The organism is Serratia entomophila, from assembly GCF_021462285.1.
GTDB lineage: Bacteria > Pseudomonadota > Gammaproteobacteria > Enterobacterales > Enterobacteriaceae > Serratia > Serratia entomophila.
Window position 1 is genome coordinate 3,817,359 of the sequence record NZ_CP082787.1, and the last position, 15,882, is coordinate 3,833,240.

Genomic DNA, 15,882 nt, shown 5'->3' on the forward strand with positions numbered 1-15,882 from the left:
TCACAGGCTGCAACTCGGAAGATAAAATTCTGATAAAAAATAAGGCGCTGAATGCGCCTTATTTTTTTGCCTGCTCCGCCCGTTGGCGGCGCAGTTCTTTGGGATCGGCAATCAGCGGCCGGTAAATCTCCACCCGGTCGCCGTCGCTCAGCACATCGCCCAGCTTGGCCGGGCGGCTGTAGATGCCCAGCTTGTTGCTCTGCAGATCGATATCCCGGCGCAATTCCAGCAACCCGGAGGCCTGAATCGCCTGCTCAACGTTGCTGCCTTCGGCCAGCTTCACCTTGCGCAGGTACTGACGCTCCGGCAAGGCGTACACCACCTCGACCTGGATCTCAGACACTGTAAACCTCTTTCGCCCGCTGGGTGAAAGCCTGCACCATACTGCCCGCCAGCTCTTTGAATACCTTGCCGAACGCCAGCTCAATCAGCTTGTTGGTGAATTCAAAATCCAGGTGCAGCTCAACCTTGCAGGCCTCTTCGCTCAGCGGCGTGAACTGCCAGCCGCCTATCAGCTTGCGGAACGGGCCGTCGACCAGCTGCATGTTGATGCTCTGGTTATCCAGCAGCGTGTTGCGCGTGGTGAAAGTCTTGCTGATACCGGCCTTGGCGACGTCTACCGCGGCGGTCATTTCGTTATTGGACGCGTTAATCACCCGGCTGCCGGTGCAGCCAGGCAGAAAATCGGGGTAAGAATCAACATCGTTAACCAACTGGTACATCTGCTCGGCGCTGAACGGCACTAACGCAGATCGACTGATCTGGGGCATATCATTTCCTGTAAGACACAAAACGTACAGATGATACCATTTATCTATCGGCAAACAAAAAACCTGCTATACAACGGATAGGTCAAAAATGCGAAAAATTGCGCAGGTGCTGAACGGGAAAGGATTTCTTTCGCTGACGCATCCAGTATAATGAACGCACTATGACAAAGAAAAAAGCACACAAACCCGGTTCCGCCACCATTGCTCAAAACAAGCGTGCGCGTTTCGAATACTCCATTGAGGAAGAGTTCGAGGCGGGTTTGTCGCTGCAAGGGTGGGAAGTTAAATCGCTGCGTGCCGGCAAAGCTAACCTCAGCGACAGCTACGTTACCTTCCGTGACGGTGAAGCCTATCTGTTTGGCGCCACCATCAGCCCGCTTAACGTCGCCTCAACGCACGTGGTATGCGATCCGACGCGCACCCGCAAACTGCTGCTGAACAGGCGCGAGCTGGACACCCTGCTTGGCCGCGTAAACCGCGAAGGTTACACCGTGGTGGCCCTGTCCATGTATTGGAAAAATGCCTGGAGCAAGGTCAAAATCGGCGTAGCCAAGGGCAAGAAAGAACACGATAAGCGCGATGACATCAAAGATCGTGAATGGCAGACGGCGAAAGCCCGTATCATGAAGCATGCCAACCGATAAGCCTCTGGCTTAACGAGGTAAACTTCTGGTATACTGCACAAAGTTACTTGGGGCTGATTCTGGATTCGACGGGATTTGCGAAGCCCTAGGAGCATGCCGAGGGGCGGTTGGCCTCGTAAAAAGCCGCAAAAAAATAGTCGCAAACGACGAAAACTACGCCCTAGCAGCTTAATACCCTGCTAAGAGCCCTCTCTCCCTAGCCTCCGCTCTTAGGACGGGGATCAAGAGAGGTCAAACCCAAAAGAGATCGCGTGGACGTCCTGCCTGGGGCTGAAGCGTTAAATCCAATCAGGCTAGTTTGTTAGTGGCGTGTCCATCCGCAGCTGACCGGCGAATGTAAAGATTGGACTAAGCATGTAGTGCCGACGGTGTAGTAATTTCGGACGGGGGTTCAAATCCCCCCAGCTCCACCAAATAAAACAAGGGGTTACGTGAAAGCGTAGCCCCTTTTTCTTACAAGTGGCGGCAAAATGGCGACACAAAAATACGTCGCCAATTTGTTATCGCTCCCCACGCAGCCATGCAATCGCCAGGGTGATTAAGTAGCCCACAACGAAGAAGCCAACAAAGCCCGCGACTTTCATCACGGCCCCATCAAGTAAGAAAAGCGACATGAAAGCGGCAATCGCGCAAACCCCGGTTACTATCGCTTCCAAAACGTGCGAAGCACCTAACCCCACATACTTAGTTAGTTTTCTGGTCAGAGAGGATTTTGCAGAGTTCATTCTGAATACCTTTACATAGCATTGGGTGGCTGTTAATAAATTGGAGATACGGCTCTAATTGTTCCTCAACCAAGAAATATGCCATGTCTAAATTTAACGCCGACACCTTCCGGTACGTTTGAGGGAATTTAATCTGCATTCGTCTGGAAGCCAGCGATGCTTCCTCTATAAGCCCCTGTAGCATTACAAGGTTAAGGGTGAACGAAGCGCCAAAACGAACAAACTGTTTATATGCTAATGCAGAAGTCGCTTTCCTGAGCATCATGTGAGCCGCAAATTGCGCCAATGCAAATTGGCCAGCAGTTCGCCCACCAAGACGGCCGGCACCATAGGCTAATTTGTTATTGATTGACTCTTTGCCTGTGGCATCCAATTTCTGATAGAAATCTGTGATCACAATAGTGATGAGGCGGCGCAAGGGTTCTTCACTATTACCCATCGACTTGACCATACGGGCGAAACGTTCGGTTTCATTTTGGTTTCTGCTTTTGAGGCTACTACCAGCCAATCCAGACCCTTGCCAAGTTCGAACAACGCCATGATACATACCGCTGGGGATGGTCGAAATACCATCCAAAATCCCATATGCAATTTGCTTCGCGTCCATTAACTTTCCTTAAGCAAAACTTGTCCAGGTCAGAGAATAACCAAACAACAAGCCGATTACCAATTCACGCATTTTTCAGTTCACTCGACACGGCCTAATTTCCTCCCAGCCCTTGCCGGGCTTGGTATCGCGAACTTTTCTCCAAAACTCTAACGATCCTTCCCAGCAAGCATAAAACCCACGTAAACCAAACTTTTCCCTTAATTTTCAATCAACTGACTTTTTACCGAGATCCTGCCGAGATCGTCAAAACTGTAATAACCTGAAATCCGTTTCAAAGTTTTCAGTTTGGCTCTGTTCGCAAAACCCCAGCAGCGGCGCGGGCTGGCGGGGTGATTTGTAGAAAAATAAAACTGAAAAATTTTTATGATCCAAAACGCGCAGGCGGGTGCGGTGTAGTGCCGTTTTCGTGGGCAAGATGTTTATTTCGTGGGGTTTCTGCCGCGCTGGCGGCACGCTGCTGCGGTGATCGGATTTATTCGCGTGGGATTGTTGCCGGGCTGGAAAGCGGCTCAGAATGGCGCACAGGCTGCCAGATTGCGGGCATGAAAAAGCCCGTACGAGGCGGGCCGGTCTTCCCTGGTACTGGCTTTCTTGTTTGTTCAATTTCTACACGGTTAGTGGTTTGCCGTTAACTTTAATCGAGCGCAACGCATATTTTTGCGCCGCCTGGGCATCGGTTAGCGCACCAACGTCCGCCGCCGTGGGCTTGTAGTCCGTGGTATAAACCTGCGTCCATTTTTCAGTACGCCCTGGGCTGTCTTTCCGGATTGAACGCAGAAATAAATCGGGTGTTCCTGAGGCGACAGCAAACTGAGCGTTTCTGTTCTCGCCGATGGTGAAAGAAATCAGCGTACCCAGTTCAGAAGGATATCCTCTTGAACTTCCGCTAAAGCTTTCAATCATAAAGCCGTTTTTTCGATTAATGTCTACCGCACCATCAACAACGGACGCCCCCGGAAACACCAACCGTTGCGTGCCAATATCGTCAGGTCAATCTCATTAAGCACCGGGTGGTCGATATTTTGCGTAGCCATGGTAGCGCGAATACGTCCCTGTAGTACTCCCAGTACCTGTTGCTCAATCATTCTCATCGGATTGTCCGCATAGACACCACAAGCCCGTGAAGCCAGTGCAAGCCTTGATGACGTCAGGGCTGATAAGCGCCGTGCTCAGCGCATCTCCGGTGTCAGTCAATGTGAAGCTATTCTGCTGAGCGCCGTACAACATCGCCATTCATCCCGGTTGGACTGTCCCCAGGACATCCTATCGGCCGCTGAACGGGCCAATATCATAACGACAAGCGCTCCCCAAACCGGCGCAGGCCGATTTTTTGTGCCTGCGGTTCAGAGTGTCCACCCTGTAGGTAAGCAGGGGTGCACATCGACAAGGTAGCTAAACACCAACCAACACATTGAAATTAAAGGTAAAAATAAATACATATATAAGGTGAACAGTTTTTCTATAAATCTTTTTTTACGAACAATGTGAGTTCGCGAGCTTACCGATTGAAACCTGCCAGCTGCTTAGTTATCGTACAGCCATGTTAATGAAAAGGAATTCTTATGGATACGGTAGAGGAATTGGGTGGGACTTACTTCTATAACGGCCTAATTAACCTTACGGCTCATGAATTATTGCTCGCAGTTTTTGTTCAAAAAACACTCGAGCAACTAGGCCAACATGACACCTTCGCTGCAACAGCCATCGTCCTAGGCCGTCGAGACCAGTTAACCCGCGCCAAACCAAGCGGAGCGATCTCGGGAACATCCAGTGTCAATCATTACGATCAATGCCATGTCAGCCTACAATAAAATTGCCCGCATAGAGGACAGATTATGACCATGAATGAAGTGCGGCAGGCTGTATTTGCTCTGGTCAAAAAACATGATGGTTGGTCGTTCATACCATTCTTTAAGAAAGCATGGACCCTCAAAACAGATATAGACAGCGATTTACATTTCGAACGTGAAGAAGCAGAGGCTCTAATGGAGGACTTCTTTCATCAATTCAATGTAGAACGGGGGAGCTTCAATATCGATACCTATTACCCAGATAGACATGAGCTATCTCAGGTTCCCGATTTTACTCTAGAGATGCTGATTAACTCCGCCAAGGCGGGGCGGTGGATGTACTAACATATTGATTTTATTTGTATTTTTAATTAACAACCCCACGATAAGATAAGAGTCGATTATTACCATTGATATACCATTAGGTATACCAAACAAATCTGAATTAGCATTTTCACTTAATTTACAGCAACTTAATAAAAAATTCAGATTCCCCTCCCGGTGATACCAGATAGATCCGGCGATAATAACGAAAAAGCCCGCAACTTCGGTTGCGGGCTTTTTTGTGCCTGTAAAAAATATCCAGCTAAATCCTGAAGTACGTGCGGCAATTATCAGCTGCGGTCGTTGCAACCTCAAATTTGGGCGGTTATGTTGTTGCCTGACCAAATGGAGAGGGATTGGTATGGATGCTAAAGCTATCGCGGTTGGTCTCCTGAAGGGAATCGAGTCCATTCCCGAAGGAATCACCCTTAGCGCTCGGAGAACATGGGAAGGTTCGGGTTTAGCTGGCTCCCAGCTAAAGCTGCGTAATCAAAGCGAAACCGAGCGTTTTTTCCGTGTTATCAAACTGGGGTATGGCATAGAAAACCCGTTGCGAGAACTGATCGGCATCATCATTAACGACTGCTATAAACGCATGGATCAGCAGACGCAAAATAAGATTAGTCAAAAACTTAACCATGCTGAGGGCTTCACTTCCGGGCGCATCTTGACCCAGGGTATGGTAACCATGCTTATCACCCAAAGTATTCTCAAGAAGGTGGCCGGGAGCTTCCTGTTCAGGCGAATCGTCCAGGTAGGCACATTCTTCAGCTTAAACACCATAATGCTGCAGGGCCTCATTGAGCAGGCGGCGGTCGCTTCACGAAATTTGCGTGAAAAATACCCCGCAACCTACCATAAGCTAACCCCGCGAAATTTGGATATGCTCTACTTCTTGGCTGAAGAATATTTAGCCCCATTCGTTGCATACGCAAATAGTAATTCAGACATGTTCTGCAAAGGTATTAATCATGAGCTCTCTAAAATCCTGGGGCAGTAAATTAGGAAAAGTCATGGGGAATGGGGCGCTATTCATCGTCGAAGCCCTTGCGGGGACGGCTCTCTCAATTGCCGCATTTGCCGCCCTTTTCTTGTTTGATGAGTGGTGGAAAGGCCTGTTAACTGCCGGTGTGTTGCTCTTGATCATGGGCCTCGTATTTTCGGTATGCAGCTATGCAAAAGGAGAGCGCCAGTAACAGCTCTGCTCGGCGCATCAGATTTCAGGTAGGGCCCAATTTCAATAGCGAAAAAGCCCGCAACTTCGGTTACGGGCTTTTTTGTGCCTGCCGTTTCTGGCCGGCAGCCTCAGTGATCCAGATACAGATAATGCAACCAGCTGGTCATGCGCAGCAGCACCTTGCGCATAATGGAAAGGTGCGCGAAGTGGTCGGTATACACCGCCGCCTGCGCGCTTACCCCATCAGGTAACCCCTCGAGCGCCGGGCTGGCCGCCAGATCGATCATCGCGTAAACCCCGTCCTGCAAGCCGTCGGGGGTCAACCCCTGCAATACGCCGCTGGCCTGATAGCTGCCGCCCGGCACCACCGGCAGCACCCGCGTCACCGTGCCGCCATAAACCTGGCCAGGCAAGCCATTGAATACCACTTCCGCCCGGTCGCCCTTGGCTAAGCGCAGTATTGAGTTTTGACGGAACACCGCCACCACCTGCCGCTTCTGCTGCGGGATAAACGTCATCACCGGTTTGAAAGGCAGGCGCACCGCGGTAGTTCCCGGCCGGGCCAGCACTTGCGTAACATAGCCGTCGCTCGGCGCCCGCACCACGGTTTGCTCCAGGTTATAGGCGGCTTCCGCAATTTGCGATTTCAGGCCGGCGATGCGCGCGTCTTCGCCGTTGTAGTGGCCCGAAAGCTGCTCCTGCGCCTGCCGGTGCTGCGCTCTGGCGGCCTGCAAGGCGGCCGATTGCGCCAGATACTGTTGCTGCGCGTGGCTGATGTCCTGTTCGGAAAATGGGTTCACCGCCATCGCCGCGCCTTTGGCATAACGCTGATAATCTTTGCGCGCGCGCTGATACTCCGCATTCACCCGCTGAACATTAGCGGCGGACTCACTCAATGCCGCCTGGCGAGCACGCACATCCGCCTCCGCCCCGGCCAGATCCGCCTGCAGCTTGTTCAAGCGCGATCGGTAACGGGTATCGTCAAGACGAAACAGCAGCTCTCCTTTGCGCAGCAACACGTTGGTTTTGTCCGTCACCTCGATCACCATGCCGGAAACCTGCGGCACAATCGGCACCGAGATCGCGATTTTCTGCGCCCTGTAGGTATAAGGATGGTTGTAATTCATGGCCAGAATCAGCGCGCCGACAATAAAAATGCCGCCAAGCACGGCGGTCGGCACCGTCCATTTATTGACTGGAATGCGGAACAGTTTGAATGCGCCGTAGGCCAGCGCCACGTAGCTGAGAATAATTAACAGATCCATGGCGTTTTCTCATGCTATCTCGGCAGGAACGGCCGTAGCGTCCGCCTTGCCCTGCAGGCGCCGCAGCTCGGCCTCCAGCTGCTGAAGACGTTCCTGCAGCGCCGCAGGTTCCGCTGCCGGCGCCGCCATGCCCCATCCCCGCTCTGGCCGGTATAGCGTCGCCCAAATCCACAGCAGCGGCCAAATGGCGTGCAAGGTAAACAGGCTCACCCAGCCTGCCACATGAATTGCGTCCTGATGCGGGTGTTGTCGCTGCTTGGCCAGCAAATAAGGAATGTCATGGATAATGATGACACCGTAAAACAGAATTAAAAACACGGCGATAAGCACGCCTAAAGCGAAGTAATTTAGCAACATGAAATGCCCTGGGTGGTAATGCGTAACAATTAACGAGTTTTACAAGGTGTTATATTCTTTAATGTCGGTGGCGATAATATCAATCGCGTTTTTTACGTCGGCCACTTTCAGCTGGGACTTTTCATTATTGAGATTCTCGCCCGATGCCTTGCGCACCACTTTAATCACCGGCTGCTGGGTTGAGGCGTCGATAAACTCCCCTTCCATATAGACGGCGCTTTCCATGGTGCGGTGCCCGGTAACGCTTTGGGTCGCGGCCACCAGCAGGGTGATCGGCAACACTTCATACAGCTGAAGCCCCTTCTTCTGCGTATCGATCGCCGTGATGGCGCCGCGGAAGATCAGCGTGTTTTCGCGCGGGATATCCTGCAATACAAAGTGCGAGCCCATCGCCTGTTTGAACTGCCGGTTGGTGTAGTTCAGGATATTATCAAGTGCGCGCTGGCTCACCATCTCGCTGGGTTTTGGCTTAGGGAAATAGGTCATCGGCTGATAGACCAGATACTTATATTTTGAAAAATCAACATCGGGATCTTTCCAATATAAAACATCCTTACCGGATGCCGACTTGCCCTTGGTGATGTCATTATAATTGGCGAGAAACGCCGAGTACTTTTCCTTTTCGGTTACCGCAGAAGAACAGGCCGCCAGTAATAATGCCAAAGGCAGCAGCGTTGCGCAGGTTATTTTCATAAAAATCTTCTCTGTCAATTTTAATGCCTAGCAAATAATTGACCAAAATAATACCCGCCACTCAGTGATAAGTCATATGACAATAACGGCAAAACCCTATATCATTTTTGATATACCAACCTTCGCCGGGCGGCACTGTGAAATTAAAAGACTTTAAAATTGAGGAGCTCAGGATCCTGCGCACCATTGCGGAAACGGCCAGCGTCAGCCAGGCGGCGCAGCTGTTGGGCATGCCGCAGTCCAACGTGTCGCGCAGCCTGACGGCGCTGGAGCGGCGGCTCGGTTTGGAAATCTTTTTGCGCGGGCCGCGAACCTTGTCGTTGACCGAGTTTGGCGAACAATTCTTGCGCCGCGCCGCCCTGCTGCTGGATGAACATAACGACCTGCTCGATATGTCCGGCACCTACAAGCGCAGCCTGAACGGCAGGGTAACGCTCGGCGCGCCTATCGGCATCCATTCGTTCCTGACGCGTTATCTGCTGCCCCCGCTGCTGCAGGCGTCGCCCGAGCTGATTGTCGATCTGGTTACCCGCAATCCGGGCGAACGCGAAAAAAAGTATGGCGCAGTTTTCGACAGCGACTGCGACCTGCTGATCAGCTTTTTCCAACCGCAGAATGAAAACCTGGTCGCCCGGCCATTAACCCGGTTTCGCGTCGGGCTGTTCGCCTCGCCGGATTACGTCGCCAGTTCGCCGCTCGGCGAGCCGGATGAGCTGGCGCAGCATCGCTGCATCACCTTGCGCACCCTCGGTGGCAGCAGCAACAGCTGGAGTTGCTACGATCCGCTGGGTCAGCTGATGCAGGTGACGGTAACCGGCAGCTGCATTTGCGACAATATTCTGCCGGCGATTGAGCTGGCCAAACAGGGGCTGGGGATTGTCTACGCCCCCTACTATTCGGTGGCGTCCGCCCTGGAATCCGGCGCGCTGCTGCCCTGCATCGCGCGTGAGCGCTGTATCGATATGCAGGCTTATCTCATCTACCCGCAGCGCGGGATCTTGCCCCACCGGGTGCAGGTGATGATGGACAGCATCATCGAGAACGTCAAACTGCACGCGCATCGGCTGATTTGACATCGCCAAAGAAAAAACCCCGCCGCAGCGGGGTAAGCCTGGCGCGCGGTCACCGCCTTACTTCACCGCCAGCGTCACCGCATCCTGCTTGAAGCCGTAGCGGCTCAGCGGGGTGATCGTCACCGACGTTGGCCGCCCTTCCACCCTCAGCGTCTGCGTTTCACCCGCCATCAGATAGTAATTGTCCAGCGTCGCCACCTTGCCCGAAGGCTGCAGCGTCAGCTGCGGCGCCAGCCGCACCACGTGCTGCCCGGCGTTGACTATCGTCAGCCGCTCCCCCGCCAGGCTCAGCTGCAGGTCATCCCACGGCGTCTTGCTCACCGCCACCGAGGTCGGCTGCAAAATCAGCCCGATGCTCTGCCGCACCGGCATCCGCGCACTGTTGTCCACCGCCTGGCCAATGCCCTCGAACGACGCCTTCAGCATCACCTCATGCGGCAACGCCGTTCCCGGTTTCAGCACGAAGTTTACCTGCTGGCTTTGCCCCGCTTCGATGCGCGCAATCGGCGGCGACAGCAAAACGGCCTTGCTGAACCCCTTGCCGTCCAGGTCTTCCACCTTCGTCGCCAACAATATCGGCTCCGACGAACTGTTCCTGATGCTGAAACTCACCCGCCCCGGGTTCTCTTCCAACACAATGCCCATGCTCTCCAGCTGAAATGACGCCCCGGCGGAATGCACCAGCCCCAGCGTCAGCCACAGTGCGCCCAACAGCTGCGCCAGGCTTCGTTTTATCGTCATGATTGAACCTCTCCTTTTATCATTATTGGCTCGGCCCGCCCACCGGACGGCAGACGGCATCGCCCTCTTCGTACAACACCGCCGGATCGAACGCCGCCGGCACCGCGTAACTCACTACGCATTCGTTCATGTTCAGGCGCCGCACCCGCAGCGCCTTGCCGATATCGTCGTTTACCAGCATCAGGTTACCTTCGCCGATCAGCGTGCCGAGCAGTTGCCCCTGCTCGTCATGCACCGAGGCCCCGGTCGGCAAGGGGGCGCCCTTTTCATCGAGCAGGGTCAGCAGCAGCTGGCGCACTTCGGTCACCCGAAACCGCCTCTCCGCCACCGAGCCCCGCGCCAGCTCGAACGCCGCCTCGGTGCTGTCCAGCCGCAGATTCAGCGGTAGCGACAGCGTGTCGATCTGCGCGCGCAGCGGCACATAAGGCATCAGCATCGGCAACAGCGCGTCGCCGGCAAAATCGGTGATGCCGCTGCCGCCGCCCGATACCCGCACGCCCGACTGCGCCGGCACCGACACCACCGCCAGGGTATCGCCGATGCGCTGCGGCGAGGTCACCCAGGTGCCGTTGGCTACCCCCAACCCGCCCGACGACGAGAGCGACAGCGACGTACTGCCCTGCCCGCCGCGCGCGGCGCCCAGCCCAAGCCGGGTGTAGGGGGTTTCACCGCTCAGGTTGCCGGCCGCCTGATAGTCGCGGTCCGCGTCCCGCGTCACGTCCAGGTAGCCGTTAAGCCGCTCGCTCACCGGCCCCTGCCAGCTACTGCCCAGCGTCATGCGGTTGTTGCGCCGCATCTGCAGGCGGCTGCTGACGCTGCCGCTGCCCCAGGGCAGGCTCAGCCCGGCGTAAACCGCCGCACGGTCATAGGCGGAGGATTGCAGATTGACGCTCAGCGTGGCCTGCCCGAGGCTTTTGCCGTACGCCAGCGAATGCGTCCAGCTGCGCCGGCTGTCGCGGTAATAACCTTCGTGCGACAGCGAATAGGTCAGCGCGCCGGCGTTCATGCTGCGCCAGGAAAGCGCCAGCCCGCCGCTGTAACGCAGCCGCGCCATCGCCTCCTGATCCGGCCCGGAAGGGGCCAGCCCTTCATCCGCATCGCGAAAGCCCAGCGTGCGGTACTGTGAAGACAGCGACAGCGACAGGCTGCTGCCCAGCGCCGTCTGCCCCTGGGCATCCAGCTGCACGCCCTGTTGTCGGCCGCGGGTGAGGGTCGCCCCTCCCGACAGCCAGTTGCCCCAGTCATCACCCTGGCTGCCCTGCCAGGCCAGCCGCTGATAGGTTTTCGCCAGCAGCCCGCCCGCCGTTACCTGCCGGTTTTGGCCGAGGCGCAACCGCTTCTCGCCCAGCAGCAGCGCCGGCGGCGATGCGCCCTCCGGGGTGGCGCCATAGGGCCGATAACGCCCCGCCGCCAGCTGATAGCCGCCCGCCTGCACCGCCGGATCACCGGCGGTGGGCGTGACCGTAAATCGTTGCTGCCGCCCGTCGGCCTCGGTCAGCGTCACCTCGGTGTCCACACCGGCCATTACCGGCCCCAGGTCGCTTAGCGAAAAAGGCCCGGCCGGCAGCAGGGTGCGATACATCACCTGCCCGCGCTGTTTGACCTCCAGCGTCGATGGGCTCGCGACGCTGCCCTCCAGCGGCACCGTCAGTAGCGCGCGCTGCGCGCCGGTGTCGAGAGAGGCAAGCTGGCCGCCGGTTATCGGCACGTTGCCGCTCAGCGCCCCGCCGGCGCCGAATTCGCCGAGCTGAACGAAAGCGCCCCAGCGCGGGAAATCTTTGCTTGCCGAGGTTTCATATACGTCGAGCCGGCTGCCGCTCTCGTCGTTGTTATAACTGGCGCGGTTGCGGATCACCCAGTTACCGACGTTGACGCCCGGCTCCAGCATCGCCTGCAGCGTCTGCTGGTTGCCGTAGCGCCCCTGACGGCGGTTGCCGTACAGGTCGTAGTTCAGCAGCAGCGCATGGCCGCCCTGCTGCTCGGTGCGCAACTTGTCCGGGTCGAACGCCTCTTCCGGCAGGGTTATCTCCACGCGAAAGGCGCCGGGGAATACCTGCACCACCGCCTGCGGCCAACGCGCTTCGATGCGTTCGCAGGCGCCCAGCGGAGAAGTGACCCGCAGGCGCAGCGTCTGCGCCAGCCGTTCATCCAGGCACAGTTCGCCTTGCGAACCGAAACGCACCTCTTCCTGGTAGCGCTGCGCCGCGTTGACTTCCAGCGAGACGCGGTGCACACCCGGTAAAAAACGTGCGGTATTGAAAAATGCGGCAATATCCGCGTTGTACCCCAGCTGCGCCAGGGTTTTGACATCGAAGCCGGAGGCAGCAGTTTTCATCATCGGCCAGGCTAATAGAAACAGCAGCGCCGATGCCCTTTGCCTTATAGACACGTCATCTTCTCTGGATAAGTTCAGAACGGGAGCAGATCTAAAAAGGGGGGAAACTTCCCCCCAGGATCGGCGTCAGGCGTTACAACCCGAAACCGAACTCCAGCGTGGTGGAGCCGTCCAGGTTGACGTCTTCACCGATGCCGCCGTGCATGTCGCCGCTTTTGGCCAGGAAGGCTTCAACCAGCAGCTGAGCCGTGAAGTTTTTGCCGATGGCCAGCGAATTGCCGGCAGCCGAAGCCCAGCCGACCCGCTTGCCGTGTTCGAGTTGAACGGAACCCGCAGGCGAAGTAATAGTGCTGTCCTGTGTAACAAACAGCCTGCCGAGGGTCCCATCAATCTCCGGGTAATAGGCCTGGATTGAATAAAAACCCAGTTTGCCGGTAGCATTGACGTTACCGAGGCCGAAGGTTTTTCCCTGCTCGCTGGCGGTGCCCAGACGGTTGTCGATAACGTTAAAGGTCATCGGCGTTTCGGCATCGCATTTCACTTCCATGGTGAGACCGCCCTTCACGCCCAGACTGACGGGTTTGTCCCGGCTGATTTGCGTATGGCTAATGCTGCCGTAATCAAAGACCCCATTGTTGGGCAGCTTGACCTCACAGGTCGGCGCTATCAGTTCGCCCACCACTTTTATTTCCGCGCTTGGGCCGGCGGCCAGGCTGGCCCCGGTGGCAAACAGCGTGGAAGCCACCATCATTCGCAACGCAATTTTATTCATCAGTCGACATCCTTATATCGCCGCAATCCATATAATTTATTGTTTTTAGGCAATTAAATGCCGTACGCAAAACTTAAGGTGGAAGAACCATCCAGTTTCACGTTGTCGGTGATTGGGCCGTTCATGTCTTTGGCGGACGCCAGGTAAGGTTCAACCTGCAGTCTGGCGGCGAACAGTTTGCCGCTGTTTTGCACGTTGCCCGCTTTAGCCCAACCCGTGACGTTGTTTTTATCGATATAAGCCGAGTTGACGGTGGAGAACGAGGTGGTGCCTTTTTTGACGCTGTACAGCGCCGAAGACACGCCGTCGACCGCGGCACTGAAGATGTTGACTTTATAATAACCGAGCTTGCCGGAGCCATTGACGCTGCCCAGGCCAAAGTTGGCGCTGTCCGCCACGCTGGCGGTGCCTTCGCGGTTATCGACTACGGTGAAATTCAAAAAGGTTTCGGCCTCGCAGTTAACGACCAGCTGATTTGGCGATTTTGCCAGCGCGCTGGCCGCAGTGGCGTTAATCAGCGAATTCGACAGCTTGCCCAGATCGAAAACGCCGCTGTTAGTGAGAGATACCTGGCAAGACGGCACCGCCATCTGCCCTTTCACCTTCAGCTCCGGCGACATGGATGCCGCAGAGACATGATTCGCCATCATCGCGATCGCCATGACGCTTGCAGAGATTACTGTTTTTTTCATAATGAATATCCATACTCATAGTTAATATTTATCCCGGCCATACCGGATGGCGGGATATTAAATGAGGATAAAGCTCCTCTGGCTCACTCAAATTCATTGTCGTTACCCGCCCCGGCGTAAAAACAATGCATGAATTGGCATAGCGCATTTATTTGTTTTTATTCAAAGCCCAAAAACAAAATTCAGCGTCACCGAACCGTCCAGCTCTACTTTATCCGTGACCGGAATATTGGCCGCCAGAACGGGGGTGACCGAGATCTCCATGGTATAGGTGCGCCCGGCGGCGCGAGTGGCATCCGCAAGCAGCCAGTCGCTGCGTTCACCGGAGATCAACGCAACGTCGCTGCCCGGCTGCGCCGATGCGGCAGCGCGCGAACGCAGCGCCGCCGGAGCGCCATTCACCGTGGCATGGGTCAAGCCCAACAGGAAATAGCCAACCGGCCGCCCGTCCGCCGTATTGCTCAGACCGAAGCGGCGCGGATCCTGCGCGCTGCGGCTGGCTGCGCGGTTATCCGTCGGAATAATCGCCAGATAAGCCTCGCTCTCGCAGCGCACCTGCCAGGCCTGTTTCAGTGTCGGCAACCTCTGCTCATCGGCGGCGTTACCCGGCACGGAGCCATAGTCGTAAACGCCATTATTGCTGGCGATAACGGCGCACCCTGAATGCTTAATTTTCCCGGACACCTTCAGCTCAGCCGAAGGCGCAGCAATAAGTTGGCCGGAAAAAAATACCCACAGGCCAAGCACGCCCGTTTGCAACAGTCTCTTTTTCATCCCAATGTGGTTTCCATTCCATTAATCTGCCCGCTTGCCATTACGCAAGCACTGGATGAGATAAATAGTTTTTTCACCTCCTGACTCTCGAGCCGAGGCGATAAGCATTTCTCGTTGGATAACGTCAATATTTACTTCAAGGCACAGCATCATCCGCATCATCGTCAACACGGATAACGGACAGCGCCAATCTAGCGCCCCAGCCCAAGAATTAAAATACAAATCCAAATATCATGACAAATTCAGTACATGTATAAAGATAATGAACGAAACATAGAGGTTAATAATGAAAAGCGGTAAAAACACGCCAGCACGCAGGCAAACGTTCTTGATAATTATGCTTAATTATCAATTAAGTTCGTAAAAAACCAATAAAGCATCATCAACATGCATTGGTAATAACTAAAGTATACAAAAACAAATATAACACCCACGCAAAACAAATAACCGCAGTGAATTATTCACTCAATCTTAAAGGTAGGATAAATACTAAAGGTGACTTGATTGAAAGCGTCTCGCAAGTATGGCAGGTGAAATAAAGCCGAAGAAATGGGCGCATAATATTTCTCCGGCTAATAATCTGGCAGAATTGGCAGGCGAAAAGCGATTCATAGCCCCCGCGTATACACCCGCGAGGCTTCGCCCCAGGGATGATAGCCCAGTCCGTTAAACTCGAACCCGCGTCGCTCGTAATAGCCTTCCAGATCGGTGCACAGGTGCAGCTGCGGGAAGCCCAGGCGCCGGGTTTCCGCCGCCACGTGTTCGATCAGCCCTGCGCCATAGCCGCGCCCCCGGTGCGCTTCTTCCACATACAGCGCGCACAGCCAGGGGTAGAGTTCGCCGCGGCTGATAAAATCGTTGGTGATCAGCCCCGCGCAGCCGAGGATGCCATCGTTGCCCATCAACAGATACCACTGCGGCAGCGGGTTGGCGGCACCGAGACTGCGATTGATGGCGTCTTCATACACCTTCATGCTATCAGGCGAAGCCCACTGCCGCTGGAAATAATCGACAGCGCGCGGCGCAAGCGCGGGCGATTGCCGCACTGAAATAATGTTCATATTCACTCCGGTCATAAATGTTGCCAACGCAGAATTATGCAGCAATACGCGCATTGCAACAGCGACATCTCGTTATAAT

The 15,882-nt window shown here is 55.0% G+C and carries 20 protein-coding genes, 1 other RNA gene and 1 pseudogene; 7 read left to right on the plus strand and 15 right to left on the minus strand.

From position 1 onward, the window contains the following. Positions 1-58 precede the first annotated feature (58 nt). Together KHA73_RS18475 and KHA73_RS18480 are read right to left on the minus strand one after the other, a co-directional pair. Positions 59-343 (minus strand): RnfH family protein, encoded by a 285-nt coding sequence (locus tag KHA73_RS18475; protein ID WP_234585864.1) that lies wholly within the window; start codon positions 341-343, stop codon positions 59-61. Continuing rightward, positions 336-770 carry a type II toxin-antitoxin system RatA family toxin gene (locus KHA73_RS18480; RefSeq protein ID WP_234585865.1) on the minus strand — a complete coding sequence of 145 codons (435 nt, stop codon included), beginning with the start codon at positions 768-770 and terminating at the stop codon, positions 336-338. Before KHA73_RS18480 ends, KHA73_RS18475 begins: the two co-directional genes overlap by 8 nt. Positions 771-931: 161 nt before the next feature. Between KHA73_RS18480 and smpB the strand changes: the two genes are divergently transcribed. Both smpB and ssrA read left to right on the plus strand, forming a co-directional pair. Next, a complete protein-coding gene (gene smpB, locus KHA73_RS18485; RefSeq protein ID WP_234585866.1) occupies positions 932-1,414 on the plus strand; it encodes an SsrA-binding protein SmpB in 483 nt (160 codons plus the stop codon). A gap of 49 nt (positions 1,415-1,463) precedes the next feature. Continuing rightward, positions 1,464-1,827: a transfer-messenger RNA gene (ssrA, locus tag KHA73_RS18490) on the plus strand. Between the two features lie 87 nt (positions 1,828-1,914). Here the strand turns inward: ssrA and KHA73_RS18495 are convergent. The 4 genes from KHA73_RS18495 to KHA73_RS18510 form a co-directional block, all read right to left on the minus strand. Then, positions 1,915-2,139 (minus strand): hypothetical protein, encoded by a 225-nt coding sequence (locus KHA73_RS18495; RefSeq protein ID WP_072627109.1) that lies wholly within the window; start codon positions 2,137-2,139, stop codon positions 1,915-1,917. Beyond that, on the minus strand, positions 2,099-2,746 hold the full coding sequence (locus KHA73_RS18500; RefSeq protein ID WP_234585867.1) for a hypothetical protein: 648 nt from the start codon (positions 2,744-2,746) through the stop codon (positions 2,099-2,101). Before KHA73_RS18500 ends, KHA73_RS18495 begins: the two co-directional genes overlap by 41 nt. 246 nt (positions 2,747-2,992) lie before the next feature. Then, the gene (locus KHA73_RS18505; RefSeq protein ID WP_234585868.1) at positions 2,993-3,352 is read right to left on the minus strand and encodes a hypothetical protein; all 360 of its coding nucleotides are present in this window, start codon (positions 3,350-3,352) and stop codon (positions 2,993-2,995) included. 3 nt (positions 3,353-3,355) lie between these two features. Continuing rightward, positions 3,356-3,652 (minus strand): hypothetical protein, encoded by a 297-nt coding sequence (locus KHA73_RS18510; protein ID WP_234585869.1) that lies wholly within the window; start codon positions 3,650-3,652, stop codon positions 3,356-3,358. Between the two features lie 659 nt (positions 3,653-4,311). On the opposite strand from KHA73_RS18510, the pseudogene KHA73_RS24665 reads away from it, so the two are divergent. From KHA73_RS24665 to KHA73_RS18530, 4 genes and pseudogenes are all read left to right on the plus strand, one after another. Beyond that, positions 4,312-4,384 (plus strand): annotated as a pseudogene (locus KHA73_RS24665) (STM2901 family protein); the annotation flags it as partial. Between the two features lie 200 nt (positions 4,385-4,584). Beyond that, on the plus strand, positions 4,585-4,884 hold the full coding sequence (locus KHA73_RS18520) for a DUF1493 family protein (RefSeq protein WP_234585871.1): 300 nt from the start codon (positions 4,585-4,587) through the stop codon (positions 4,882-4,884). Positions 4,885-5,224: 340 nt separating this feature from the next. Beyond that, positions 5,225-5,863, plus strand: a complete 639-nt coding sequence (locus KHA73_RS18525) for a hypothetical protein (RefSeq protein ID WP_234585873.1) — start codon at positions 5,225-5,227, stop codon at positions 5,861-5,863. Further along, positions 5,835-6,059, plus strand: a complete 225-nt coding sequence (locus KHA73_RS18530) for a hypothetical protein (protein WP_234585874.1) — start codon at positions 5,835-5,837, stop codon at positions 6,057-6,059. Before KHA73_RS18525 ends, KHA73_RS18530 begins: the two co-directional genes overlap by 29 nt. A gap of 109 nt (positions 6,060-6,168) precedes the next feature. On the opposite strand, the gene KHA73_RS18535 is transcribed toward KHA73_RS18530, so the two are convergent. The 3 genes from KHA73_RS18535 to KHA73_RS18545 are packed head-to-tail and all read right to left on the minus strand — an operon-like array spanning position 6,169 to position 8,355. Continuing rightward, complete coding sequence (locus KHA73_RS18535) at positions 6,169-7,305, minus strand: HlyD family secretion protein (RefSeq protein ID WP_234585875.1); 1,137 nt, start codon at positions 7,303-7,305, stop codon at positions 6,169-6,171. A gap of 9 nt (positions 7,306-7,314) precedes the next feature. Continuing rightward, the gene (locus KHA73_RS18540; protein WP_234585877.1) at positions 7,315-7,662 is read right to left on the minus strand and encodes a DUF3302 domain-containing protein; all 348 of its coding nucleotides are present in this window, start codon (positions 7,660-7,662) and stop codon (positions 7,315-7,317) included. Between the two features lie 39 nt (positions 7,663-7,701). Beyond that, positions 7,702-8,355 carry a DUF3313 domain-containing protein gene (locus KHA73_RS18545; RefSeq protein ID WP_234585879.1) on the minus strand — a complete coding sequence of 218 codons (654 nt, stop codon included), beginning with the start codon at positions 8,353-8,355 and terminating at the stop codon, positions 7,702-7,704. A gap of 137 nt (positions 8,356-8,492) precedes the next feature. Between KHA73_RS18545 and KHA73_RS18550 the strand changes: the two genes are divergently transcribed. Continuing rightward, on the plus strand, positions 8,493-9,428 hold the full coding sequence (locus KHA73_RS18550) for a LysR family transcriptional regulator (protein ID WP_234585880.1): 936 nt from the start codon (positions 8,493-8,495) through the stop codon (positions 9,426-9,428). Between the two features lie 57 nt (positions 9,429-9,485). Here the strand turns inward: KHA73_RS18550 and KHA73_RS18555 are convergent, their stop codons facing one another. The 6 genes from KHA73_RS18555 to KHA73_RS18580 form a co-directional block, all read right to left on the minus strand. Further along, positions 9,486-10,169, minus strand: a complete 684-nt coding sequence (locus KHA73_RS18555; RefSeq protein ID WP_234585882.1) for a fimbria/pilus chaperone family protein — start codon at positions 10,167-10,169, stop codon at positions 9,486-9,488. Between the two features lie 22 nt (positions 10,170-10,191). After that, entirely contained in the window at positions 10,192-12,507 is a 2,316-nt protein-coding gene (locus tag KHA73_RS18560; RefSeq protein WP_234585885.1) for a fimbria/pilus outer membrane usher protein, read from the minus strand. Between the two features lie 130 nt (positions 12,508-12,637). Beyond that, the gene (locus KHA73_RS18565) at positions 12,638-13,276 is read right to left on the minus strand and encodes a DUF1120 domain-containing protein (RefSeq protein WP_234585887.1); all 639 of its coding nucleotides are present in this window, start codon (positions 13,274-13,276) and stop codon (positions 12,638-12,640) included. Between the two features lie 53 nt (positions 13,277-13,329). Next, complete coding sequence (locus KHA73_RS18570) at positions 13,330-13,968, minus strand: DUF1120 domain-containing protein (protein WP_234585889.1); 639 nt, start codon at positions 13,966-13,968, stop codon at positions 13,330-13,332. 162 nt (positions 13,969-14,130) lie between these two features. After that, entirely contained in the window at positions 14,131-14,742 is a 612-nt protein-coding gene (locus KHA73_RS18575) for a DUF1120 domain-containing protein (RefSeq protein ID WP_234585890.1), read from the minus strand. A 608-nt stretch (positions 14,743-15,350) separates the two neighbouring features. Continuing rightward, positions 15,351-15,803, minus strand: coding sequence for a GNAT family N-acetyltransferase (locus KHA73_RS18580; protein ID WP_234585892.1), 453 nt, complete (start codon positions 15,801-15,803; stop codon positions 15,351-15,353). Positions 15,804-15,882: the final 79 nt, after the last annotated feature.